This is a genomic window from bacterium (assembly GCA_013360195.1).
Taxonomy (GTDB): Bacteria; Electryoneota; RPQS01; order RPQS01; family RPQS01; genus JABWCQ01.
The window spans coordinates 144,665-169,934 of record JABWCQ010000004.1 but is presented as its reverse complement, the minus strand read 5'-3'; the positions used below and the strand labels follow the sequence as shown (position 1 = coordinate 169,934).

General features: G+C 52.0%; 23 protein-coding genes, 1 tRNA gene and 1 other RNA gene. 5 read left to right on the top strand and 20 right to left on the bottom strand.

What is annotated here, in order from left to right; translation table 11 throughout:
- Positions 1-97: 97 nt before the first annotated feature.
- The 20 genes from HUU59_05100 to HUU59_05005 form a co-directional block, all read right to left on the bottom strand.
- Positions 98-790 (bottom strand): aquaporin, encoded by a 693-nt coding sequence (locus HUU59_05100; GenBank protein ID NUO18805.1) that lies wholly within the window; start codon positions 788-790, stop codon positions 98-100.
- Positions 787-1,656, bottom strand: a complete 870-nt coding sequence (locus tag HUU59_05095; protein ID NUO18804.1) for an MBL fold metallo-hydrolase — start codon at positions 1,654-1,656, stop codon at positions 787-789. The genes HUU59_05100 and HUU59_05095 overlap by 4 nt, the downstream gene beginning before the upstream one ends.
- The gene (locus HUU59_05090) at positions 1,653-2,387 is read right to left on the bottom strand and encodes a hypothetical protein (GenBank protein ID NUO18803.1); all 735 of its coding nucleotides are present in this window, start codon (positions 2,385-2,387) and stop codon (positions 1,653-1,655) included. Before HUU59_05090 ends, HUU59_05095 begins: the two co-directional genes overlap by 4 nt.
- Positions 2,388-2,393: 6 nt before the next feature.
- Positions 2,394-4,067: an electron transfer flavoprotein-ubiquinone oxidoreductase gene (locus HUU59_05085; protein NUO18802.1), complete on the bottom strand. Its 1,674-nt coding sequence runs from the start codon at positions 4,065-4,067 to the stop codon at positions 2,394-2,396.
- Positions 4,068-4,072: 5 nt separating this feature from the next.
- A complete protein-coding gene (locus tag HUU59_05080) occupies positions 4,073-5,560 on the bottom strand; it encodes a leucyl aminopeptidase (GenBank protein NUO18801.1) in 1,488 nt (495 codons plus the stop codon).
- Entirely contained in the window at positions 5,557-5,937 is a 381-nt protein-coding gene (locus HUU59_05075; protein ID NUO18800.1) for an aspartate 1-decarboxylase, read from the bottom strand. Before HUU59_05075 ends, HUU59_05080 begins: the two co-directional genes overlap by 4 nt.
- 4 nt (positions 5,938-5,941) lie before the next feature.
- The gene (locus HUU59_05070; protein NUO18799.1) at positions 5,942-6,916 is read right to left on the bottom strand and encodes a DUF561 domain-containing protein; all 975 of its coding nucleotides are present in this window, start codon (positions 6,914-6,916) and stop codon (positions 5,942-5,944) included.
- Between the two features lie 85 nt (positions 6,917-7,001).
- The gene (locus tag HUU59_05065) at positions 7,002-7,601 is read right to left on the bottom strand and encodes an NADH-quinone oxidoreductase subunit I (GenBank protein NUO18798.1); all 600 of its coding nucleotides are present in this window, start codon (positions 7,599-7,601) and stop codon (positions 7,002-7,004) included.
- Between the two features lies 1 nt (position 7,602).
- Positions 7,603-8,709: an NADH-quinone oxidoreductase subunit H gene (locus tag HUU59_05060; protein ID NUO18797.1), complete on the bottom strand. Its 1,107-nt coding sequence runs from the start codon at positions 8,707-8,709 to the stop codon at positions 7,603-7,605.
- Positions 8,710-8,713: 4 nt separating this feature from the next.
- A complete protein-coding gene (locus HUU59_05055; protein NUO18796.1) occupies positions 8,714-10,393 on the bottom strand; it encodes a (2Fe-2S)-binding protein in 1,680 nt (559 codons plus the stop codon).
- 13 nt (positions 10,394-10,406) lie between these two features.
- Positions 10,407-11,666 carry an NADH-quinone oxidoreductase subunit NuoF gene (nuoF, locus tag HUU59_05050; protein NUO18795.1) on the bottom strand — a complete coding sequence of 420 codons (1,260 nt, stop codon included), beginning with the start codon at positions 11,664-11,666 and terminating at the stop codon, positions 10,407-10,409.
- Positions 11,663-12,205, bottom strand: coding sequence for an NADH-quinone oxidoreductase subunit NuoE (gene nuoE / locus HUU59_05045; GenBank protein NUO18794.1), 543 nt, complete (start codon positions 12,203-12,205; stop codon positions 11,663-11,665). Before nuoE ends, nuoF begins: the two co-directional genes overlap by 4 nt.
- 5 nt (positions 12,206-12,210) lie before the next feature.
- Entirely contained in the window at positions 12,211-13,470 is a 1,260-nt protein-coding gene (locus HUU59_05040; GenBank protein ID NUO18793.1) for an NADH-quinone oxidoreductase subunit D, read from the bottom strand.
- Between the two features lie 8 nt (positions 13,471-13,478).
- A complete protein-coding gene (locus HUU59_05035; protein ID NUO18792.1) occupies positions 13,479-13,955 on the bottom strand; it encodes an NADH-quinone oxidoreductase subunit C in 477 nt (158 codons plus the stop codon).
- Entirely contained in the window at positions 13,952-14,422 is a 471-nt protein-coding gene (gene nuoB / locus HUU59_05030) for an NADH-quinone oxidoreductase subunit NuoB (protein NUO18791.1), read from the bottom strand. Before nuoB ends, HUU59_05035 begins: the two co-directional genes overlap by 4 nt.
- A gap of 34 nt (positions 14,423-14,456) precedes the next feature.
- Positions 14,457-14,828, bottom strand: coding sequence for an NADH-quinone oxidoreductase subunit A (locus HUU59_05025; protein NUO18790.1), 372 nt, complete (start codon positions 14,826-14,828; stop codon positions 14,457-14,459).
- Between the two features lie 218 nt (positions 14,829-15,046).
- Positions 15,047-16,975, bottom strand: a complete 1,929-nt coding sequence (locus HUU59_05020) for a DUF3857 domain-containing protein (protein NUO18789.1) — start codon at positions 16,973-16,975, stop codon at positions 15,047-15,049.
- 33 nt (positions 16,976-17,008) lie between these two features.
- The gene (locus HUU59_05015; GenBank protein NUO18788.1) at positions 17,009-17,791 is read right to left on the bottom strand and encodes a hypothetical protein; all 783 of its coding nucleotides are present in this window, start codon (positions 17,789-17,791) and stop codon (positions 17,009-17,011) included.
- A gap of 22 nt (positions 17,792-17,813) precedes the next feature.
- Positions 17,814-19,709 (bottom strand): DUF3857 domain-containing protein, encoded by a 1,896-nt coding sequence (locus tag HUU59_05010; GenBank protein NUO18787.1) that lies wholly within the window; start codon positions 19,707-19,709, stop codon positions 17,814-17,816.
- A gap of 119 nt (positions 19,710-19,828) precedes the next feature.
- Positions 19,829-21,484, bottom strand: a complete 1,656-nt coding sequence (locus HUU59_05005) for a T9SS type A sorting domain-containing protein (GenBank protein ID NUO18786.1) — start codon at positions 21,482-21,484, stop codon at positions 19,829-19,831.
- A gap of 141 nt (positions 21,485-21,625) precedes the next feature.
- Here HUU59_05005 and HUU59_05000 point away from each other — a divergent pair.
- From HUU59_05000 to recR, 5 genes are all read left to right on the top strand, one after another.
- Positions 21,626-21,698, top strand: a tRNA-Ala gene (locus HUU59_05000).
- 35 nt (positions 21,699-21,733) lie between these two features.
- Positions 21,734-21,831, top strand: an RNA gene (ffs, locus tag HUU59_04995) — signal recognition particle sRNA small type.
- A gap of 259 nt (positions 21,832-22,090) precedes the next feature.
- Positions 22,091-22,756 carry a hypothetical protein gene (locus HUU59_04990; protein NUO18785.1) on the top strand — a complete coding sequence of 222 codons (666 nt, stop codon included), beginning with the start codon at positions 22,091-22,093 and terminating at the stop codon, positions 22,754-22,756.
- A 177-nt stretch (positions 22,757-22,933) separates the two neighbouring features.
- Entirely contained in the window at positions 22,934-24,661 is a 1,728-nt protein-coding gene (dnaX, locus tag HUU59_04985) for a DNA polymerase III subunit gamma/tau (protein NUO18784.1), read from the top strand.
- Position 24,662: 1 nt separating this feature from the next.
- The gene (gene recR / locus HUU59_04980) at positions 24,663-25,268 is read left to right on the top strand and encodes a recombination protein RecR (GenBank protein ID NUO18783.1); all 606 of its coding nucleotides are present in this window, start codon (positions 24,663-24,665) and stop codon (positions 25,266-25,268) included.
- Positions 25,269-25,270 lie beyond the last annotated feature (2 nt).

The following is a 25,270-nucleotide window of genomic DNA, read 5'->3' as shown; positions in this document are numbered from 1 at the left end:
TTAAACCAGCTTAAAAACTCTATCGAAAAAAACTTCTGTGAACACGAGTGTCAGACTACCATCCACCGCAACAATTGACTCGAAGCTCAGCGCAGCGTCAGGCCGCTGATTCCGGGCGCTCCTTTTCTTGAGATGCAAACATTATGGATACCGTCACTGCCGCAAGCGCGGCTCCTGCGAACGGACCAACCCAGTATACCCAGGCATTCATGTAATCACTTCCAAGTACTGCAGGTCCGAACCACCGCGCGGGATTCTGTGCAGCACCGCTCACCGGAGCGCCCATGAAGATGCCCATTGCGTAGGTCAGGCCAAGTGGTAAACCGACTCCGCCTGGACTGCGCGATTTAGATGCAGCGGCCAATGCGACAAGCACGAGAAAGAACGTAAGCACGGTTTCCGTTATCGCGGCCATTCCGGCAGTCGAGCTTTCACCGACGACAGGAATTCCGAAGTTGACAGATTCGAGCGCGAGAGGCGAATTTGCGGACATCATTAGTGATGAAGCAGCAACGGCACCGAGACATTGCGCCACAACATATCCGGCAAACTCAAACAACTTCATCTGACCCGATATCAAGAACCCAAAGCTAACAGCGGGGTTTAGATGTCCGCCACTCACTGGATGTGTAATTGTCGTCATAGCGGCAATCGCAAACCCGAAGGCTAACGCGATACCTGTAAGGCCGACGGCACCGTTCGTCAGGTGGTCGGAGACTATTGCGCCAACTCCGACAAAGACCACAGCGAAAGTTCCAACAAACTCAGCGAGAAGAGTTTTGTACTTCAAGAGGGTTCACCGGAGAATTCTGCAAGAGAGCCACGCTTGTCAATCACAATCCTGCCCTTGTCATCATACCTGACGGTCATCGCCTCGACATAGGGGTCATGTTCAAGTATGATAGTCCACGAACCACGGGCCGCCTTGTCCAGCCAGATTTGCTTGTCATTCAACGTTGTCAACGGGAATAGGTCATAACCCATGATGTACGCCTGTGGAACATGTGCGGCCATCGGAATCAAGTCCGAGGGAAAGAATACAGTGTTCCTTCCGTCAGTGATGCGAATCATCTGGAGCGCCGGAGTGTGTCCGGAAGTCGTGTCCAGAAAAAGCCCCGGAAACAGCTCAATATCGTTGTCAAGAAACTCAAGCAAGCCAGCTTCCCGCACAGGTTCATAGTTGGCGTCGATGTAACTTGCGCGATCACGGGGATTGCGAGTCAGACCATGCTGATACTGCACGCTCTGAACATAGTGACGCGCATTCGGAAACAGTGGCAGCGCAACACCGTCCTTGATAAAAGTTGACCCTCCAGCGTGGTCAAAATGCAGATGCGTATAAATCACGTGAGTGACTTGGGATGGCGACACTCCGTGAATCGAAAGCGCATCCACCAGGCTTCCGTGCGGAAACGTTATGTCAAAGATGTCTCTGAATTTTGCATCGTCCTTATCTCCGATGCCCGCATCAACAAGAACAACCCTTCCCATAGCTTTTATAAGCAACGCACGGCAGGTCATCTCAATCCGATTGCGTGAATCCGCAGGACACTGCTTCTCCCACAGCGGCTTAGGAACAACGCCGAACATTGCACCGCCGTCAAGTCGAAAGTCCCCGACGCGCAGCGGAATAATTTCGTAACCTGCTAACTTCATAATGATTTGAATTCAGGCCAAGGGTCGCCATTCCAAATTCTTCGAGGCGCGTCCAAGACCAATTGTTCCGCGACTGCGGAACCTACGATTGCGGACGCTTCCTGGCGTGCCGCGGCGAGGCAGAAGTTCTGCTTGTCATCGTCATGGGCGTCGCTTGTCAACACCTCAATGTGACCAGTCGCAAGCAACTCGCGAGCCTGCCGTTTCATCGGTAATCCGAACTGACCGGTCAAGGAGCCCGCATCCATCGTCAGTATGCAACCGATTTTTCTGAGCTCTGTCAGCTGTTCAGTGCTGCGGCATGCGAGAGGATAGCGCTCGTGGTGTGCAATGACCGGAGTGAATCCCCATCTGACGACTGACTTAGCAACATTTGCAATGATATCGTATGGAGTCTGTCTGGGGAATTCGATCAGAGTATACTTCCCTTTTCCGTTCAGGGTCGCAAATGGCTGCTTCAGGACCTCCAGCATATTCACACCAAACATGATTTCGGATCCTAAACCAAGCTCAACGGGCAAGTGTGACTTTGCTACTTCGCTGGTCAGCTCGTCCATTCTTGCCTGGAAAAGTGCGTTTGCCTGAGCATTCGATCGGTCGTTGGCATGCGGAGTACAAAGAACGTGGGTGATACCTTGACGAATCGCAGTCTCCAACATGCGAATGGACTGCCGCAGGCCCTTTGCTCCGTCGTCCACCTGCGGAAGCACATGGTTGTGAATATCGTACACGAGCTCTTACAAGTCCGTGTATTCTGGACCTCCGCCACCTTCCGGCGGTACCCATGTGATGATTTTGTACGGGTCCATGATGTCGCAGGTCTTGCAATGAACACAGTTGGAGGCGTTTATCTGCAATTTTACTCCTCCGCGCTCTTCGTCCGGAACCATTTCATACACGTTTGCCGGGCAGAAGAATTGGCAGGGATTCCCATACTCCTCACGACACCTGGTTCGGCAGATTTCCGTGTCCGCAACATGAAGGTGAACAGGTTGATCCTCTTCATGCAGAGTCTTGCTCAGGTAAACATCCGAAAGCTTGTCAAATGTCAGTACTCTGTCAAACTCCTTGGCGCGCAAGGCTAACACCTCGTCACGGTTCTTCAGGCCAAGTTCCTTGACCTTTTTCATGTGGGTGTGTGTCTCAGGCGAGAGCATTTTCGCCTTAAGTCCGCGACCGCCCGTGAAGAACTGAGCGCCGGCATGCACCATTCCAGTCAGCACCCCTGATTCAAAAGATTGATGGAAGTTGCGCACCTTCCAGAGCTCGTCTTTAATCCAACTCGCGTCAACCGCTTCCTTGTAGGTCTTCAGGACCGAGGCTGAGGTGTCGTCATTTTTCAAAGCGTGAAAGATGGTCCCGGCGGCCAGCATCCCCGATTTCATGGCGAGGTGAATTCCCTTCAACCTTTGAGCATTCAGAAACGCAGCGCTGTCGCCTGCGAGAAGCAGCCCGTCGGCGAACAGTTTGGGCATAGAAAACCAACCGCCCTCGGGAATCGTCTTTGCGCCGTAGCCCAAGAGTTTGCCGCCGCGCAGCATCTCTTTAATCCAAGGATGTTCTTTGAATTTCTGGAAATTGTAATGGGGATCTGTATACGGATTCTGATAGCCGAGATCCGTGACCAATCCTATCGAGATAAGATTTTCCCGCATCGAATAGATCCAACTGCCGCCGAAGAGATCGCCGAGCGGATAGCCAAGCGTATGATACACGATGCCGCGAGTTGACAACGACTTCGGCAGCTCCCAAATCTCCTTGACACCAAGCACGTAGGTTTGGGGCATTTCTCCATGGAGATTCAGGCGATTGCATACTTCCTTGGTAAGAGAGCCGCGCGTTCCTTCCGTCAAGACGGTCACCCTAGCTTCGATATTTGCGCCGGGTTCAAAAGAACGCTTTTGTTCGCCTTGCTTGTTCAGCCCCTTGTCACCGGTTTGTACGCCGACGACTCTTGTTCGGTCGTACAACATCTGCTGTCCGGGGGTCTCCGTCGCAATCAGGATTTCTTCTGATTCGCATTGCTCAGCAAGCCATTTCACGACGCGATTAATTGAGACAATCGGAAAACCATGATTATTCAGCGGAGGCGGAGTCCACGGGGCTTTGATCTTGCCGGTCTGAGTCAGATAGTAAACTGCTTCTTCTTCAACGAAACGCTCTACAGGAAAGCCACGCTCCCGCCAGTCGGGAAACAACTCCTGAATTGCTCGCGGGTCCATGACTGCGCCACTTAAGTTGTGTGCGCCAACTTCGCGAGACTTCTCAATGACCATGATTTCGACGTCGCCGGGACCGCCGCCTGAGGCGTTAGCGCGCTTTATCAACTGTTTCAAGTGATAAGCACACGACAGTCCGGCGGGACCTGCGCCGACAATCAAGACATCAACTGGAAGGGTTTCGCGAGTCATGGGGGTCAGATTTGCATTGCTAATTCAATCAATGTTTTCGTCGAGTTTCCGCTGGCAGTCATTTTTGGCGACAGCGACGTCGGGTATGCAGGGAAGGAGGTCGGAGCAATATCGAGGTGCGCCCAGGGAGTCTTGCCGACAAACTCCTTGAGGAACGCGGCCGCGAGCGAGGCCCCGCCCCAGCGATGTCCGGCGCTGTTCTTAAGCATCGCTGTGTCGCCTTTCATTTCATCAAGATACTCATCATAGAGCGGCATCGGCCACAAACGCTCAAAAGAACGCTCTGCAGCCTGCAAAACCTTTTGTTTTACCCGCTCGTCATTGGAGAACACGGCATCAGCGTGGTGTCCAAGCGCAACTTTGGCTGCACCTGTCAAAGTGGCGATATCCACCATCATATCTGGTTTGTATTTGTCTGCGATGTACGCGAGCGTATCCGCAAGCACCAAGCGGCCTTCGGCGTCCGTGTTGCCGATTTCGACGGTCTTGCCGTTGTAGGCCGTGTATATGTCTGAAGGACGATAGGCGTTACCGCTTATCGCGTTTTCACAAGTTCCAATGACTCCGAGAACGCGCTGCCTGGGTTTGAGGCGTGCAATACCGTGCATGGCCGCAAGCACCGAGGCTGCACCGCACATGTCGGATTTCATCTCCTCCATCATCGTGACTTTGATGTTCAGACCTCCGGAGTCGAAGACGAGGCCTTTGCCAACGAGAGCGAGTGATTTTTTTGCACCGCGCGGGTGATAGTCCATAATGATGACTCGAGGAGGCATTGTGCTCGCCTGGCCTACGGCAAGAATCAGATTCATGCCAAGACGCTTCAACTGCTCGCGCTCGAGGACAGTTACTTTGATACCGAAGCGAGTGAGTTTTTTTGCTTCCGATTTCAGGTAGTCCGTCGTCACGACGTTTGCCGGATGCGTTCCATACTCGCGTGCAAGCAACTGAGATTCGGCCAGTATTTGCGCAGCCGGAATAATCTTTTCGGCCGCATTCTTGCGGGACTGTGAATTGAAGTAAAGGCTTACGGTCAGGAGAGTATCCGTTGACCTGCTCTTCCTGGGCTTGTAGTGGTCGAAACTCCAGTTGCCAAGAATAATGCCATCAACAAGCGCCCGCGCAGTTGGGACGGCATCAAGGTCGTCATCGTACGCGGCAGTGCTGAATACAGCCAGCGATTTTACTCCACATGCTTTTGCAGCACGACTCACAGAACCGGCCGCCAGTCGCAGCCGATGCCAAGAGAATCCGGCCCGGGAACCCAGCCCTTGAAGAATCAAGAAAGGTGACTGACCGTTTTCTCCGTGGTGAACAAAGGTGTCCTTGTGCTTGCCTTCAAATCGAGCGGAGGCCAACAGGTGGATGATCAGGTTCGAAGTGCGCCGGTCGAGTCCGGCGAGCTTGGGCGATTTCAGTTCATCGTCAAAGAGACAGACTGCAATAGCGTCAGGCGATGCCTTCAGCGCGCCGGTTAGAGCTGAGAATTTCATTTTGGGCGCTCACTCTTATGTGAGATCAATTTCGTCACGCGATTTCTTCCATCCACCAAGACAACCTTGCAGCGATGTTTCGGCAGTTCTTCGTCAGAAATCTGGACGTAGGAGGCAATAATCACTTTGTCTCCGGCCTGACCAAGTCTTGCGGCTGCGCCATTCAATCCAATTTTGCCGGAACCGCGTTTCGCCGGTATCGCGTACGTATCGAGACGATTGCCATTGTTGATATTGTAGATGTGCACGCGTTCATACACAGCGATGCCTGCCGCGTCAAGCAAATCCCGATCGACGGCGCAGCTGCCTTCGTAATCGAGGCGAGTTTCCGTGAGAGTGGCGGAGTGAATCTTACCGCCCAGCATTTCGCGCAACATTTTGCTATCCTTGTTGACCTAAAACACGCAGACAAGCTGCGCGATACTCCTCAAGCAACCGACCGACCATTTCGGATACAGCCGGAATATCCCTGATCAATCCGGCACATGAGCCTGCTTCGAACTGACCTTCCTCCCAATTGCCCTCAAAGATTCCCATGCGTTCGCGTTTGGCGGCAAGCAACGTTCGAGTTTCCTCCTCAGTTGCTCCACGCTGTTCATACTCCACGCATTTGAGTGAGAAAGGCGACTTAATCATCCGTGTCGGTCCGACTTTTCGAAGCGAGAGCACAGTATCGGCTTCGCCAGCGTCTACGACCGCCTGCTTATAACGGTCATGCGATGATGACTCCATGGTGGCAGCGAAACGAGTCCCGATTTGAATGCCATCCGCTCCCAGCGCGAGCGCTGCGAGCATGCCGCGTCCGTCTGCTATTCCTCCAGCGGCAATAACAGGAATTTTCACAGCATCACGGACTTGCGGAATCAAGACAAAAGTGGTGATCTCGTCAATGCCGTTGTGTCCTCCAGCTTCCGTGCCTTCACAGACGACAATGTCAACGCCTCGTTCCTCGCACTTCTTCGCAAGTCGGGCAGTCGGCACGACGTGTGCAACGATGATTCCCGCAGATTTCAATGTTTCCGTGAAAAGAGACGGATTCCCTGCGGAAGTGAAGACGATCTTGACTTGCTCTTCGATGCAGACTTGCACAAGCGCCTGGGCATCACCTCTCATTAACGGGATGTTCACCGCGAACGGTGTTTTATCCTCAAGTGCATTTCGGCAGTCGGTGATATGCTCACGAAGCAAATCGGGTTTCATGGAGCCTGAACCAATCATTCCCAGACATCCCGACTTAGCAGCCGCGGCGCAAAGTTTCCAGCCCGACGTCCATACCATTCCTGCTTGAACAATCGGATACCTGACTCCAAAGAGAGTCTGCAATTTAGTCGACGGCCAGCGTAGTTCCTGACCCATTACTCAATTCCCGCCATAAGCACAAGCCGCACGGAACTGCTCCCGTACGGCTCGCCAAAGTTCCAGTTTATGAAGCGCGACACGCTTAGTGATGTTTTGCCTGTGCCAATAGATCTACGCGTGTGACTACCACCCCATCGAGTTCGCCGCGGAATTGTGAATGTGTTGTCAATGCCGAATCCTTGAGCAAATAGTCCCTGTCCAGATAAAACTCCGCACGACTATAACCGCCGAGATCTATGTAACCGGAATCCATGCGGATTGCGTCTTCCGGACAAGCTTCAACACAGAGCCCGCAGAAGCAGCAACGGAGCAAGTCGATTTCGAACGCTACCGGGTACTTTTCGATTCTGCCATCAAGCGCCTCGCCAGCGGTGATATAGATGCATTTGTCCGGGCAGGCGGTTTCGCACATCATACAGGCAACACAGCGAGGCGCTCCGTCCGGGCGCAACATCAGGCGATGCCGACCGCGCCAGCGAGGCGCAATCGGCCTGCGCTCTTCCGGATACTGGAATGTTACAAGCGGCCGCTTCACTTTTAGCCCGACGGCACGGCCTATGAAGCGCCCAAAGTTCTGGAAGAAGTGTTTTGACGTGATGAACATGCCGCGCCACAACTCCGGGTAGTACGTGTTTTGCCACGCACTCAATTTGACCTCACGGACTTGACGGACGGTAATCATATTACTTATTCAACCACAAGATTACTAGACCGGTAACAGCAATGTTAACGAGTGCGATCGGCATCATCTCTTTCCAAGATACGCGCATCAACTGATCATAGCGGAAACGCGGGAATGTCCAGCGAATCTGCATCTGAAGCCACATGAGAATGGCCAGCTTTGCACCAAAGGCAAGCATTCTGAGGATGACCACCGTCCATTCCCCCAGAGGGATGTACATTCCCCATGGGAAATGGAAGCCGGCCTGTCCAGCCTTTTCCACAGCATCAAATAGAAATGGAACATGGTAACCACCGAAGAACACGGCAGTCATGACACCCGCAAGGACAACGATTTCGGCAAACTCGCCGAGGAAGAACATCCCCCAGCGCATGCCGGAGTATTCCGTGGCAAAGCCGATAATTTCGGATTCACCTTCAGGCATGTCAAAGGGCGCTCGCTTGGTTTCGGCCATCGCGGCCGGAAGGAAGAGCAAAAAGGCGACAGGCTGAACAACAAGTCCCCATGTCGGAATCCAACCCCAAAGATATTGATTCTGCGCATTGACCATTGCCCCTGGCTCCATTGTACCAAAGGCAAGGATAGGACCAATCAATGACAATCCCAGAATAATCTCATATGAGATCATTTGAGCAGAAGCACGCATACCGCCGAGCAATGCATACTTGCTGTTTGAGGCCCAACCCGCCAACATGGCGCCATACACCGCGATCGACCCAAACGCAAGAATGTAAAGGATACCGATGTCAATATCCAAGATTTGCAACTTGAACTCACGGCCGAACATTTCGACGGGCGGACCGAAGGGAATCACGGCCATCGTCAGAAAGACCGGTCCCATGGCGAATATCGGTGCAAGAAAGTGCACAACTCGCAGACCTCGCGGCGGAACAAAGTCCTCTTTGAAAATCAGTTTTACAGCGTCAGCAAGCGAGTTTACGAGTCCGAGCAGTCTAATACCAAGTATAGATGCCCGATTGGCACCAATGCGGTCGGAGATGAGGGCACTCTGCTTGCGTTCGACCCACGTCAAGATGCCCGCACCGTTCAGAATGTTGACCAGCACGAAGGCAATTTTGCCGATGATAATACCCAGGTCTACAAGCATTGTGTCAGTAGGCTGTTAACGGAGTTGAAGTTTGAATACGCTTGTACGTCGGCTCCGGCGTGCCGTTAAGCATTCTTCCACCTGAACCGACAGACTCCCAATTGATTCCCTTGAAACTCTCAAAGTGCATGCCAATCGCATTAAACACGTCGCGAACGTCGGAAAAGTTCAATTCCACACCGGCGATTTCCCCGAACTTTTTCCAGACTTCCCATTCCGGAATTGCCAATCCGGCGGGATCGAAAGGTCTTGCAGTCTTCTGAACTCTACCTTGAAAGTTAGTGTAGGTCGCTTCGCGTTCCGCCCACATAGCTATGGGAACAACGTCATCCGCAACTTCAGTCAAACCGTTTTCGTGCGACGACAGATAAGCGATGTAACCTGTATTCCTTCTCAACTTGGCAAAGTCTTTTTCGGACATCGCCGTTGAAAGGTCATGACGGACGACAATAACTACTTCAAATTCTCCTTCGATCGCCGCCGCAATCAGGTCATCACCGCCCTGTCCTTCGCCGCCCCACGGTTTAACTTGAAGTTCGAGTGCGCCCCGACGATTGGGTGCCAAATCGGATTTCTTGAGGAGTTCATCCTCCTTGCCTTTGGCTTCGAATCCGAACGTTACATCGATGTTCTGGACTTTTAGTTTATCGATGAAAAGACGATTCAGGAGGAACAGATCTTCATTTGAGGAAGACGCCGAAGCAATAACGGCCACTGAGCCGGGACCTTGTTTCTCGATTGCGCTTTCAACACGCGCTGCGATTTTAGTGATGACTTCGTCCACAGAAAGCGCGTGCCCGTTCGACTGAGACTTTGTCTTTGGCGACAGCAACCGGTTCGCTTCATCCACGCTATGATAACCGTAGCGCCCTTGGTCGCACATCCACCACTCATTCACCAATCTGTTATAACGCGGCTTAAGTCGTTGAATTCGACGCTGCGGGTCCTTATACCGGCGGTCAGTTTCCCAGTCGACAAAGATATTGCATCCCCGCGAGCAGCCCGTGCAGATCGAGGCAGTTCGTTTCATGTACCAAACGCGTCGTTTGAACCTGAAGTCCTTGTCGGTCAAGGCGCCAACCGGGCAAACGTCCACTACATTGCCGGCATAGTCATTATCGAGGATTTTACCGGGAACATTCAAGAGTTCGGCATCCCTGCCATGGCCGAAAACGCCCAGTTCGCCGGTGCCAGTTATTTCTCGGCAGAAGCGAACACACCTCGTACAGAGCACACACCGTTCGCTGTCAAGCACGATGTTCGGCCCGACATCCATAACCTTGTGCTTGTGCTTCTTTTCCGCGAGGGGCATGCGGCTGTCATGAAGCCCGTGCTCCATGTAGTAATTCTGCAAATCGCACTCACCCGCATCGTCGCATATCGGGCAATCAAGCGGATGGTGCTGCAAATAGAACTCAAGAACGGACTGTCGCAGCTTGTGCACGACTTCGCTCCTGGTCGTTATCTTCATCCCGTCCGCGGCTTTGGTGTTGCAGGCAATTGCAATGCTCTTGCGCCCGCTGATCTCTACTTCTACCTGACACATACGACAAGAGCCTACCACGGTCAATCCGGCGTGGTAGCAATAGTGCGGAATCTCCACGTTGAGAAGCCGTGCAGCTTCTATCAGGTTCATTCCTGCCGGCGTTTCTACCGGCTTGCCGTCTATTTCAAGTAAAGGCACTTTGAATCAAGAATTAGTTTTTGCAGGCCGCTTCAAATTCGTGACGGAACTTCACGAGATAACTCTTGGTAGGCCAGGCAACCGCCGCGCCTAACGCGCAGATGGTTTTTCCGTCGATGTTGTCCGCCAATTCCCACATATCGTCGATGTCGCGTTTGCGAGCCGATCCATCCAAAAATCGCTTTGAGAGTCTCAGCAGCCAATCTGTTCCTTCGCGACAAGGCGTGCACTGACCGCAGCTTTCGTGTGCGTAGAAGCGCACCATCCAGTGCATCAATTTCGGAATGGAGACGGTTTCGTCTATCACCATGACCGCCGCCGATCCCAGCATCGAGCCGCGGGCGGCAACAGACTCGAAATCGAGCGGGAGATTTTCGCATTCTTCCGCAGTCAGAATGTGTGACGACGAACCACCGGGAATGACTGCCTTCAGTTTTCGCCCGTTCGGAATACCGCCGCCGTACTCATTGACCAAATCCATTAGCGGAGTACCCATTGGCAATTCATAAACGCCAGGTCTGCTAATATTTCCCGACAACGAATACAAGGCGGTGCCGCCATTCTTCGGCGAACCAAGTCCTGCGAATTTTTCAGCGCCAATCTCGAGAATTCGCGGCACAAAGGCCAGAGTCTCGACATTGTTCACAATGGTCGGTTGTCCCCATAATCCGATTGCCGCGGGATAAAACGGCGGCTTAAGTCGCGGCCAGCCTTTCTTTCCTTCAAGTGATTCAATCAGGCCGGTTTCCTCACCGCAAATGTACGCACCGGCTCCGTTGTGCATGTGGATTGAGCAGGACCATCCGCTATTGAGAATATTCTTTCCCGCAAAACCCTTTGCATAAGCCTGCTGGACAGCCTCGGCGACGACCCGCGTTGGATAGAAATACTCTCCCCGGATGTAAATATAAATCCGTTCGGCTTGCACCGCATACGCGCAAATCAGCGCGCCTTCGATTAAGAGATGCGGATCGCGTTCGAAAATGAGGCGATCCTTGCAGGTTCCCGGTTCGGATTCATCACCGTTAACGGTCACGTAACGCGGGAATTTGTCCTTAGGAATGAAGCCCCATTTCGTGCCCGCAGAAAATCCAGCTCCGCCATGACCGCGAAGACCGGATGCCTTCACGATTTCTGTCACTTCCTCCGGCTTCATCTTGACGGCGCGTTTCAACTGCTCGTAGGCACCGTGTTTCAATGCGACTTCAAGATTCGTCAGATTCTCAACATCGAAATTTCGCGACAGCAGGCGAGTTGACCCGTTTCCAATCATTTCGACTTCTCCCCTGCCACGTTCCCGAGCAGCGGCGTGGGATGATCCGGTTTCGGAGGATTGCCTGAACGCAAGCCTTCAATCACCTGTTCCACCCGCTCCGGAGTCAACCGGAAATACTGGTCTTCGTTGACGAGCATCATGGGTCCCCACGAGCAGCCACCGAGACACTCCACGCACTTCAGGGTGAACATGCCGTCCGAGGTCGTTTCACCCGGATGAATTCCGAGTTTCTTTTCAATCTGGTGCTGCAGTTGCTCGCCGCCCATCAAGCAACAAGAAATATTCTGACAGAATTGAATGATGTACTTGCCGGCGGGCTCGGCGCGCATCATCGAATAGAAGGTGATGACCTCGCGAACACGAACCTGCGTGACTCCAAGTGTATCCGCCACCCATTTCTCAGATTCGGGCGTAATCCATCCCAATTCGCGCTGCACTTCAAACAACAGCGGAATCAGAGCGGAGGCCCGCTTGTCTTCGGGATAGCGGAAGATTATCTCTTCGGCCTTCTTTTGCAAAGTCTCCGAAATCGGCATGTGCTTTATCTGTCCAACTCGCCGCCTATCATATTGACCGAACCGAATGTCGGTACAATATCGGCAATCATATAATTGTTAATAATCTCAGTCAGTCCCGCAACCATCGGGAAACATGGAGGCCGGCAACGCACTCGCCATGCGCGGTCATTGCATCCGTCCCTGGAATGCTCATCGGGGTGACTCACTATATAGTAACCCAACTCACCGTTGCCGCCTTCGACGGGGAAATACACCTCGCCTTCCGGGACTCGTATACCATGTCCGTACATGATCAGCTTGAAGTGATTCATCAAGCCTTCGATGTTGCCATAAGTGTCCTTCTTGTCCGGAAGAACGATGCGCTTGTTTTCGCAGTTTATTGGACCACCGGGAATCTTGGCCACGCACTGTTCAATAATCCTACAGCTCTGCTCCATCTCGGCCATGCGCACAAGATAGCGATCAAGATTGTCGCCCTTGCGTCCGACCGGCACTTCCCAATCCAACTGATCGTAAACCAGGTACGGAAAGTCCTTGCGCACATCGTAGGCAACACCGCTGCCGCGCAGACATGGTCCCGTCCAGCCCCAAGCAATTGCACGGTCAGCTGGCATGACGCCGACATTCTCCATTCTTTCGATAAAGATGCGATTGTTGGTCAAGAGAATATCGCACTCGCGGAGAATTTCCCGAATCTCTTTGACGACCCAGAGGCATTTGTCAAGCCATCCTTCTGGCAAGTCGTAAGGCATGCCGCCTACACGGGACGCCATTGTGGTCACGCGGGCACCGCAATACTCTTCAATAAGTTCCCACAGATACTCACGTCCCTTGATCATATAGAGGAACACGGTGAATCCACCCAGTTCCATTGCAGACGCGCCAACACAGGTCAGGTGGTCGCCGATGCGCGAAATTTCGGAAAGCAAGGTGCGAATATATTGACCGCGCGGCGGCAGCTCCACTCCCAGCAACTTTTCAACGGCCATGCAATAGCCGATGTTGTTGATTGCCGCGGATACGTAATTCAAGCGGTCAGTGTAAATAATCGCCTGATTCCACGTACTTTCTTCGCAAGACTTTTCAAAGGCGCGATGCAGATATCCGATTTCCACATCAGACTCGATAATCAACTCGCCTTCAAGCTTTGTCTGAATCCGGATAATCCCGTGCATGGCCGGATGCGCAGGACCGATATTCAGCAGCATCTCTTTCTGCTGAAACTCAGGCTCGTTTATAGGAACGGCCGTCTCAAGAGTTGGTAGTGTTTCGGTATGCGGCATGAACGCGATTAATTCTGTGGACCAATCAACGGCTGGCGTTTGGTCTTCGGATAGTCCTTGCGAAGAGGATGACCTTGAAACTCTTCATAGAGAAGAAGCCGCTTCATGTTGGAATGACCTTCAAACTTGATCCCGAACATGTCCCAGACTTCGCGTTCAAGCCAGTCAGCGATGGGATAAAGCTGAACTATGCTGGCAATATGGGGGTGAGATTCTTCGAGCTGCACCTTGACCCGCAAGCGAGCATGGCCGTCCACGTTTAACAGGTGATAGACAACTTCAAAGCGCGGGCGGCGCGGATGATAATCCACGGCAGTCAGGTCCACGAGCATATCGTAGCCGAAGGAGTCGCGCAGCAGTGTAATGATTTCGACTATCTGCTTGCTCTCGACGATCAACGTGCGGTCACCAAATCGGTCGTGCCAGTCGAGCACGGCGGTCGGGTGAGTTTTTTCAATCGCAATATGTTCGGGGAATTTACTCATTTCCACTCGTGCTTCTGATTCTGAATCAGGTCCTGCAGTTTGAGCAAGCCGTCGAGCACGGCTTCGGGACGTGGCGGGCAGCCGGCGATGTACACGTCCACCGGCACAATCGTGTCAATCCCTTGCACAGTGGCATAGTTGTCATACGGCCCGCCACAGCTCGCGCAAGCACCAAAACTCACCACCCACTTGGGGTCAGCTGTCTGATCATACACAGTGCGAAGGATCGGCGCAATCTTGTGACTGATGGTCCCGACGACCCAAATGACATCCGCCTGACGAGGCGAGAAGCGAGGAAATGCTGCGCCGAATCGGTCAATGTCGTAATGCGAACAGGCAGTGGACATGAATTCCATGCCGCAGCACGCCGTCACGAACGGATATTGGAATAGCGAATACTTTCGCGCCCAACCCAGCAATTTGTCGAACTTCGTTGTCATCACGTTTCCAGACAACGAACGCGACATATCCATCATGGGGCTTTGAATCAGTTCGCTCATCCTATTTCCACTCCAGCACGCGCTTTTTCACTGCATAGTAGAGGCCGACACCGAGAATGGCCAAGAATACATTCATTGAGATAAAGGCCACCATACCATTCTCCCTGAAGCTGACCGCCCAGGGATACAAAAAGGCCACCTCGATGTCGAAAACGACAAATAAGATGGCCACGAGGTAGTACTTAATGGGGAACGGTTGGGTGGCATCGGTCTTGGAAAGCCAGCCCGATTCAAAAGGCGCATTCTTAGTTTCGTTCGGACGTTTCGGTCCGAAAGCCACAGTCAGCCACACGAACAGCCCAACGACCGCCGCGACAGCGGCAAGTAAAACTAAGAAAACTACAAGGTTATTATTATGGAGGGCGTCCGGCATTGACAGTGCGGGAGGTGGCCGATGCTTGCTACGATTTTCACGAAGTTTGCCGAGATTACGTCAATCAGCCATTTAGTCCAATCAAAATAATCTAAAACTCTTAATTTCAGATACTTACAAAAAGTATCGGAAATCGTTTATCCTGTCTAATCGTGTGGTAAACTACGGAAAACTTTTGGCTTTGTCAACCGGATTTTTTGTGACCGAAGTAACGGGGTCTACTTAGTTCGCTCTAACACCAAGAGTCTGTTCTTGGGTGAGACAAGTTCTTCAAAGGATTTGCGAATTGTCGCATACTCGTCTACGGGAACGATGTCACTTTTGTAGCGGATACGTTGAGTCCATTCAATTCTGTCTTCGAGCTTTTTGGGGACCAGACCGAGTTCAAGATACGGATTGTCCACTAGAACTGCTGATGGCAGGTAGGAAACGGAATAACCTTTCGGTAGAGTCATTACGACAGTGGTTTCAGTTAGTCCTTCAATCGGAAGTTCCACTGGATAGGTGACCTCCGGCAGCGACGGATAGAATCCTGACACGGTGAATGTAAACGGAGTTACCGGCAAGTCTACGAGCATTAGGTCACCTTGCTTGACAGCAAATCCTTCACATGAGAAGTCCAAGCTCACGTGGATGGGCTGCGTGAGTAGGCCGGGGTCGGAAATGTCAGTTTGGATGACTTCACATCCCTGTCCAATGCGTGAGGCGGCGTGCTGAAAGTAGATTTCTTTCTCAAGCTGCTTCTGGTCACTAAACGTACTGCGGGCGATATTGGCGTAGTCGGCCACAGCTTCGGCATCCGCCCTGCCGTTCAGCGTACCGGTGGTATCCAGTGTAACTGACATCCTTGTACTTGCCCGCCGTTCGATATGTACCAGCTCTTTCGCCGGTTCAATGATAGGAGCCCCATGAATCAACTGACAAGACATACCTTGAGTCCGGTTGTAGCCGATTTCGTAGGGTGCCGAGAAACGGGGAATCGGGTCAAAGAATACTGTATCTTCCTGAAACGGAACAGCGAGGATCATATGATTAAACTGATCGAGAACCGGAAGTGAACTGAATGGTGCGTTGCTCGATTGCATCAGCACGGGATATGACTCGATACCGTATTGGCCGAGTAGTGCCGACAACAACGTCAATTTGTCGCGCACGTCTCCGTAGCGATTTGCCCAGACTTTATCCGCGTCACTTGGCTGATACCCGACGACACCCAGGGCAAGCGGGACAGTTCTGATGTTTTGCTGAACCCAGAACGCGATATTTTGTGCCAATGGTTTGGGACTCAAGCCGGCATAGTTCGTCAATTGCGAAAACTCGAGACCGGCAAAGCGCGATTTTTCCACCGACTTCCAGAACTTCTCGCCAACGTACAATCCGAGCTCGCTCCAATCCCTGAAGGACGTATATACTAACCGGGGTACAAGGTGTGCCGACGAAACCATATTCGGTTCTGACTTCAGCTGCTCCAGAGCTTTGAATTCCCAGCGAATCCTGCGTCGGCCTGAGTCAATCGTCGTAACCGGAAGATATCCGGAGTTTTGCATCTCGTAAGAGATGACATGTGAAGTATCGCAGTTGATCTCGAATATTTGACTGATTACAGGTTCGAAACCGCCAAAGGTCACGATTCCGCTGTGGAAATCATCTTGCCATGGGTCGCGGCCAGGCTTTGGCACGACTTTGTACTTCCAGTAGATAACGGCACCGACAGCGAGACCGGGAAAGCTGACATTCTGCTGCTTCAACTGCGAGTAAGCGCTTGCCCATTGTACTTCAGGAGCGCTCGTAATCGTGAAGGCGTCCTGTTCAGGTTCAATCCACGTGCCATCCGCCTGACGAGTGTAGACGGCTTCGAAAATCACGGTGTCGCGGTCGGCATCAAACCGGATAGAACGATCACCCTGTTCGTCCTTCGCGCGATCGTCAACGAGCTTTATACACTGTTCCACAAATCCTTGCGCAGCGCCGGCCGAATCGATTTCAAGAATTCGATGATCCAGCAGTACCACTACCGAGGCATCCGGATAGTCCTCTGAACTGATGGACGATGATGCCAATGTCTCCAGCCATTCGGGAACAGATATCGAATAGGAATTGTGAGCGGTGAGCAACAGAAAAACGACAAGAGCAAACTGCCTTGACATACTCAGGTCCAAACGTATTTTGAGAATAAGAAGTTAGTAAGTGCGGAGGCGGTACTGATGCAGTGCGCGCCCGGCCATCGTACCAACAAGTGTGGGCAACACAGCGATGGCCATTGCGAGTGACAACTCAATCGGGAAGAGACCGTTTGCTTCAGGGTAGTAGTAGAGCTCAAGAATAGTGCGAAGCAAAGCTGCAAGGGGAATTCCGTAACCCAAGAGGATTACCCATCGCCACAACCGGTCGCTGTACAAGTAGCCAAGTACGATTGCCGAAACGAGAAGCAAGGCAGAGGAATACAGAATACCATCTTGTCCCGGCAGCTTAATGAAGATGATCGATGAAATGGAACCGACGGTTAATGCAAGAAGTCGTGCAATTCGCGGTGTTTCCGGCCCGCTAACTCGCAATCTGCCACGAAGGAGCTTTCTCCCCACCGCACCGGCATACGAGCCGATAGCCGCGGGAATTGCCAGTGTCGCGCCAAGTTGGAGCCGGAGAAGAATATCTGAGACCGTCTCAATACCGCCAAGTAAAGAGCCAGCCAACGTGTAGCCTGACGCGAGGAGAGCGGGGAATATCCAAGGGTGCCGGGAGTCCAAAAGACCAAGTATCACTCCGCTGGCGACGATGCCCAGAGACCATGCAATAGTTCCAGCCTGGTCTGTGAGCATGAAAGGTACGATTGTTCCTATGACTGTTCCAACGATTGCAAGAAACCACCATAGAATCCGGCGGTTCTTGATTTCGTCCTGCTCGCGGGTCTGCAACGTTCTGTCTTGCGTGTTTTGAATGTCCATGCCCGTTACAGACAGCAAGAATCCCGCCCAGAAAAACAATCTAAGATTTGGCCGTTAGAACGATTTTTCCGCGTTCAAGGGCCTCAAGTTGGTTTACCATTTCCAACAGGTTTGGATACCGCGACAACGGTATATCCAGCGCCCTCAGTTCCAACGATTGCTTGATTGTGACTTTGCGACCCTGATCTGTGCAATTCCGAGAAAGCCTGAATTCCTTATCCGAAAGATCAATGCTTTCGGGCAAACTCCGAACTTTGAATCCCTTCGGGAACTCAACCGTTTCACGCATTTGAACGGCAAAAGTGGATTCAAGTCTCAGTGGATACCTGCGCTGGGTCAATTCTGAGCCACCCATCAACCAACCAGACAGGAAATCAAGCTTGCGTCCTTGCGCAATCGAATTCAACAGCCAATATGGTCCGGCCTTAATTGCATACTCTTCAGCACTAACCTGCAGCACAATATGCAGCGGCGTATCAAGATTCGTGAGTTCAGAGATTTTCAGTCCATCCAACCGGGCGGTCGGGGCCAAGCCCTGTACAAAGCCCTGAAACATGATATCCCGCTCCTGAGGAGATATCGATTGAAGGTAGTTTCGGAGAGCCAAGTCGGGAATACCGTGAGACTCAATTGTCACCTCCGAAAACATGCCCCCATTATCCATTATTGTCGTTGCCGCCGAGACCTGATACAAGTTCTTCGACGGATCTTCCACGGGCGTCCAGTCAAGGTCTTCGCCAGACTGTGTGCACACCAGCACCGCCCTGTCCTGCTCGTTTGCTGCAAGGTACTCTGTTGTCTTTTCAACCGTGGGATCAAGATAGAATAGACTGTCACCTTCGGTCACAGATACAATAGCGTGATTGAATTGATCAGCCGGAACATCGCCATCAATCTTCCATGTCGGGTTCATTAAGACTATGTTCGACTCAATTCCAGCTTCTCGAAGCATGGTAACCATTAGCGCGGCTTTGTCGCGGCACACTCCATACTTGTTTCTGTACGTAACGGCGGCCGATTCGGGCTTGTAACCTGCTTTTCTGCCGCTCAGTGCCGTATCTACATAACGAATATGATTCGATACAAACTGGAATATTGCCTTAATCGCGGCGTCACGACTCTTTCCCTTCGTAAGGGCCTTCACTTCCGCCCGAATGCTGGAGTCCGCGATCATCTCGGGTTCCGCAAGCTCGTGATACCACCGAGACCAGGTTTTCCAATCCGGTATTGTGGTTACCAACAGCTGACGTGCAACTTCCGGGAAAGGCGGCATTCCCGGCTCGGGTACGACCTGCTGTACATCTTGTATCGTCCAGGTGTGAATAGAGCGGCCGTTTCGATCAACCTTCACGTGAGAGACGCCCTCACCGCGGACTTTCCAATTGAGCTTCATTGAGTCTGGAATGGAAATCTCGACGAATTTCTGTTGAAGAGGGTCGGTATGCTCGAAATATTCAGATAGATTGAAATGGCCGTCAATTGGGGGTTCACGCGTAACTTCCTTATAAACAATCTCAATTTCCGCGCCTTTTTCCAGAGCGGGAAAAGTGATGATCTTCTCTCGCACGTTCTGAAGGTAGAACTTCCCGTAGGCAGGAAGCGGGACATCCTTGATTGCAGAAGTCTCTACATTGATTATCTGACCGTCCGGGAGGTGAACTCGAGCCGCGATGACTTCAACTGTGTCATAGCCGAGATTATACACCGTTTCGTCCTGGGCATACTGTCGGACCGCGCGGTCGGACAGAAGTGCAACCCGGTATCGTCTTAAGGTCTCGCCGGTTCCGTCTGGATTGACGAAGACACTCGTGCAGTCGTACTTGACGACAGCATTTGCACCGTCAAAAAGCAAATTTGGCGGTGCTTTCGGTGATTCTTGGGCGATGACGGCAGATGCCACGAGCAGATACAGTACGCGCAGAAGTATCATGGTCATAATGGGCTTGCTGGAATGCATAACACGAAAATATGCTTTATTCACCATAATTGCAAGGTCGCAAAAGGCAAAGGCCCCATCACGATTGACGGGGCCCTGCAATCTCATTGTCTTTCGGACTACTTAAGCAGCATCAGCTTCTTTGTGGAAGTGAAGTTACCGGCGTTAAGACTGTAGAAATAGGTTCCCGACGGGAGGTTTTCGGCATTCCATTCAATACTATGCTGGCCGGCTGAAACCATACCATTGACAAGGCTCGCCACCTCGCGCCCCGACAGATCATAGATCCGCAATTGGACCAGACTTGCCTCAGGAACGCTGAACGAAATCGAGGTGGTCGGATTGAACGGATTGGGGTATGCATCAGCAAGGCTGTACTCCAAGACTGCTCCGGATACCGATCCGAACCTCGCAGAGGCGATACTCTGGTGAACGGTTCTCGTGCCATTGACATCGATGTCAATCAGCCGGTAGTCATATGTCGATCCGGCCACGCCGTTGCGATCTGCGAATTGGTAAGTTGCCCCGGTGGCACTGTTCTGGGCAGGGATTTGGGCAATCAGCTCAAACTGGTCTGAACCAGTCAGACAACGCTCAACTTCCCAGCGCTCGGCATTGGACTCGGACGCTGTACTCCACTGAAGATCCACGCCGTCTATTGTCGTGTACGCGTCAAAGGACGCCAGTTCGACAGACAGCCACTTGTCGCCGGGGAACTCGAACGGGAAGCAGATTTCAACCGGATCAAGAGAAAGCACAAGCCACTGATTCTCGTCAAATGTCGCTTCGTCACAACCAGTCAAGCCGACTGGCCAAGACGACTTTGTGCAAAGTCGCACATAAACCGGCTGCGGATTCTCAACCGGCTGCCTGACGTCGATTGTTATGCAGCCGTTTGCATCGGTGTAAACCGTCATGAGTTCGGGATCATTTGCACCGATTTGAACCAGCAGATTCAACTTGATGTTCTCGGAACATGTGTCATTGACCAGACCAGCTAACTCACCGCGATCTACACAGAATGTCAAAGTCACGGTCGCGGTATCACCTTCGATAAACGGTCCTTCGCAAGTGTCGGTAAGCGAGTCACCAGGAAGCATGACGTTTTTTCCGATGGCCTCCAGGACTCTTGAGTTGGCCCAATCGTTCCGCGGGACATTTGATCCATAAACCGTGTTTACGAAAGGATAGACCGGAGTGTCGTTGAAGGCGGGATAACCGCGACCAGTGTCAAAACAGAAGTGCGGCAAGCCGTCATTGTCCCCGCCATCCCGAATGCTCGAAAGTTTCCAAAGAGCGATCTGAAGGGCATCATCTTCGAAGGTGGAAGTCGGGAAATTCCAGGCCATGAGATAGGCCATTGCAGTGAGCTGGGTCTTCCGGCAAGAGTCATCGGTAACGACCGCGGGAAAAATGTCGATTCCGTAGTTTGACGTCTCAACCGGGTGGTAAAGGTCAACGCACCAAGCATAGAGAGGATCGGCAAATTCGCAAGTACTTGCGAAACACATTTGACCGTAGTTGTTTCCCGTTGAGCCTCCGGGCCAGTAAATCACGCCCCTACCCCCCTGGCCGCCGGTGCCTGACCAACGCAAACCTGTGTAGTCAATCATACAATCGCCGCAATCATCATCAAGTGCGACCGGTCCGCGGTTGGGCATTGTGATATCGGCCTCAGCCGGGTTCATTGACCACGCTGGTGAGCCAGATAGCAACATTGCCGCAGCAATTACAATCACTCCGGGAAGTAAAACACATTTCATATAAGTCGTCATCGTCTGGTTTCCCTCATGTAACATATTGTTATCATACATCTAAGAATCTTCTTGGTCGTGAGAATGCCGGTTATTCTGTGCGCCTGTCGGAGAGTTTTCGCTTGACAATGCAAGACTTGCTCCGTATATTGCCCGTCTTTCGGGGCAGTAGCTCAGCTGGGAGAGCACCACGTTCGCAACGTGGGGGTCGGCGGTTCGATCCCGCTCTGCTCCACTCTGGTTTTGTTTCCCCTTATTCTCGGCAGATAACGCCGGGCCCCGTTCGAGAGGTGGCCGCCCAAACCCGCCAGGACCGGAAGGTAGCAACGGTAAGTGGTTCATCTTTGTGAGCGGAAAGCCTGGCTTTACCTGCCGAGTCTTTTTTCTCGCCGCACATATTTCGGGCATTCTGACTGACAGAATTTACGTTGTTTAGTCTTGAAGTGACAGAAAGAGTTGTAGTTTCAGTGCAGAATTCATTGAATATTACGTGAGAAATGTGCTATGTTTCGCTTGACTCTTATGGTAAGTATAGTATCTCGGAAAGTAGTTATTATACCTGCCTTTACAAGGAGATGTGGGTAACTAAGATTAGATTCTTGCGTTGACACGAAACTTGGGAAATCAATGACAAAGAGTGAGTCCTCTGTAATTGTCGGAGTTCTGATTGGGATTGACCTTTTCATCACGGCACTTAACATCTTTCCGACAGGAAACATCGGAGTAGATCACTTTTTCAGTCTCGCGCTTGAAAGCAATTTTACGACTTGGTACAGCAGCGCAAAGTTGTTGGGTGGCGCCTTTCTTTGTTGGTCAATAGTGCGCGCCGGAATAAGTTCAAAGTGGTCAATTCAAGTATTGGGTATATTGCTTCTTTGTATCTCTATGTCGGAAACGGCCATGTTCCATGAACGGACTGCAGCAGCTATTCATACAATCAGGACCGGCGAGGTATGGACGCACGGCGGCGGCGGCGCATGGGTCATCTATCTTTCGCCGTTAGTCATCGTTTCACTCGTGTTTTTTGTTCGTGCGCTGTTGCTGCTTCGCCGGGAGTATCGTCGTGGAAGCGTTTGGCTCATGTCGGGCCTTGGCACATGGATGGTAGTACTGGCTGCCGAAACGACACCTTTATGGGGAGGCGACTTGGGGCCGGAGTTTCTCGAGTCTGCCGTGATCGTAGAGGAATCCTGCGAAATGATAGGGGCAACATTCATACTCTACGGACTGTTGACGTATTTGGCTGCAGCGGTTTGTGAATCCGCCCCAAGCGGGAGGCAAATTCATGAATGACGCGACAGTTAAGTTGTAAGTTTATATTTATCAAAATACTGTGCGTGAACATTTGTGTAAATTCTCAGTCCAAACCGTTGACATTACGGCAAAAAAGGGCTAACTTCCTGTTTGCGTGCACATCCCGTCAATTGATGACCACCGAAATCAAGCATCCCGTTTTCTCACCGATTTTTCATGAGCTATCAAGTCCTTGCCCGTCGATGGAGACCTCAGCGTTTCGCTGATGTCGTCGGCCAAGAGCATATCACCAGAACTTTGCAGAACGCCATTGCGCAAGGCCGCCTCGCGCACGGCTTCCTGTTTACCGGTCCTCGTGGTGTGGGCAAGACGTCCACAGCAAGGATTCTTGCGCGGGCAATAAACTGTGAAAAGGCTCATCAATTCAACCCTGTTGAGCCCTGCAACGAGTGCGAAACCTGCAAGGCGCTGCTTGAAGATCGTGAGCTTGACGTCGTCGAAATCGATGGAGCGTCATACAATAAGGTAGATGATATCCGGCGCGTGAATGAAGCAGCGCGATTAGCGCCTGCCGCGGGTCAGAAAAAGGTCTTCATAATCGACGAAGTCCATATGTTGACAACGCCGGCGTTCAACGCGTTTTTGAAGACACTCGAAGAACCGCCGTCACACGTGATTTTCATCCTCGCCACTACGGACGTACATAAAGTGCCAAGCACCGTGCGTTCGAGAGTTCAGAGGTTTGATTTTCGCCCTCTTTCACCAGTAGAGATATCACGGCACTTAGGCAAGATTGCCGCCGCAGAAGGTTGGAATGCCGAAGAAGAGGCATTGTTCCAAATTGCCCACGCTGCCGACGGCTCGCTCCGGGACGCAGAGGGATTACTTGATCAAGTCGTTTCTTTTTGCGCAAACAAAGTTACTCTTGAAGAGACGAGAAAGATCTTAGGCACACTCTCATCAGTTGTGCTGGAACAGGCGACGATACTCGTCGCGAATCAGGACATAAGCGCCTTGCCGCAGTACTTTGACTTGTTAGCACGGCAAGGTACGGATTATAGCCTTTTGTTAAGAGAGCTGCAAAGTTATTGGACGGATGCAGTGTTCGTCCTGCAGGGCTTACCGGTACCCGGAAGGTCTCAGGATGAATGTGCCGCGATGAAGACTGTCATTGGAAGTTTAACTGTTGAAGATCTGTTCCGCCTGATTCGGCTGGCGGCAACTCTTGAAGACGATATAAAGTGGTCAGTCTCGCCGCGAACTCGCTTCGAAGTCTCGATGCTCAGATGGGTCACTCTTGATCGGGCAGTTTCCATCAAGGAACTGCTTGAGCAGTTCAAGTCAGGTCAAGTTGCGACCCAAACTGCACAAAGGCCCATCACACAAGCAACGAACCCAAGCGCGACCTCCGCAGTCGTTCGACCATCGACGGTTCAATCCGAGCGACCATTGGAGCAGAAGTCTTCCCAGGCTGCTGCCGCGACAAAATCAGTGCCGGGTTCCGAGCAGGCACAGACCACATCGATGAAGACCCGAACGGCTCCGCTTGACCTTGAAGAACTTCGAGCGACTTGGCCAGCGGTCTGTGACGCACTTGAAAAGATTAGCAGCGCGGCCTCGGCATTTGCACACAATGATTGGGAGATTGTATCCCTGTCAGGACAGACGCTGACTGTCAGACCCAAGCTGCCAGGCAAGTTTCATATGGAGTCACTGAAGACACACTCCGCGTCACTCGAAAAGGCGGTCTTGTCGGTGACGGGTGCAACAGTAAAAATCAGTCCGGCGATGGCTGTGGAACCACAGCAGGAGAAGGAAGTCACAGGTTCCTCCAAGAAGTCTGACACAAATGGCGCAAAAGCTCCCGGAGATCTCTTTTCAAGTGTGATGTCGCAATTCGGCGGCGAAGACATAACCCCCAAGATGGATAAGCCAGGGAAATAGCATGTCGCAGATGTCGCCGACACTAGAACGGCTTGTTGACCAAATCGCCAAGCTTCCGGGACTCGGCAAGAAATCAGCCCTTCGTTTGGCAATGCACATTCTGAAACAATCAGAGCCTGAAGCTCGCGCGTTAGCAGATGCAATAATCCAAGTGAAACTGAAATTGCATTTATGCAGACGATGCGGCAATCTGACTGAACTGGAGATATGCACGATCTGTTCGGACCCCAAGCGTGATGCGGGATTGCTTTGCATTGTGGAATCACCGCAAGACATTTTAAGGTTGGAGCGAGCCACGGGGTATCGAGGGGTGTATCACGTGCTTGGCGGAGTGCTGAGTCCATTGGACGGAGTCGGGCCGGATGCACTTAGAATAACAGACCTTTGGGCGCGCACGTCGACTGAGATGTTTCGCGAAGTTGTGCTGGCATTGAGCCCGACCGCGGACGGCGATGCAACATCTTTGTATTTGCTTCGCGAGTTCAAGAGTAGAAACATCGCCGCGTCAAGACTTGCGCGAGGCGTGCCAATCGGCGCGGAGCTTGAGCATGTTGATGAAGTCACACTCGCCCGTGCAATGGAAGAACGGACAAGACTGGATAATTGATT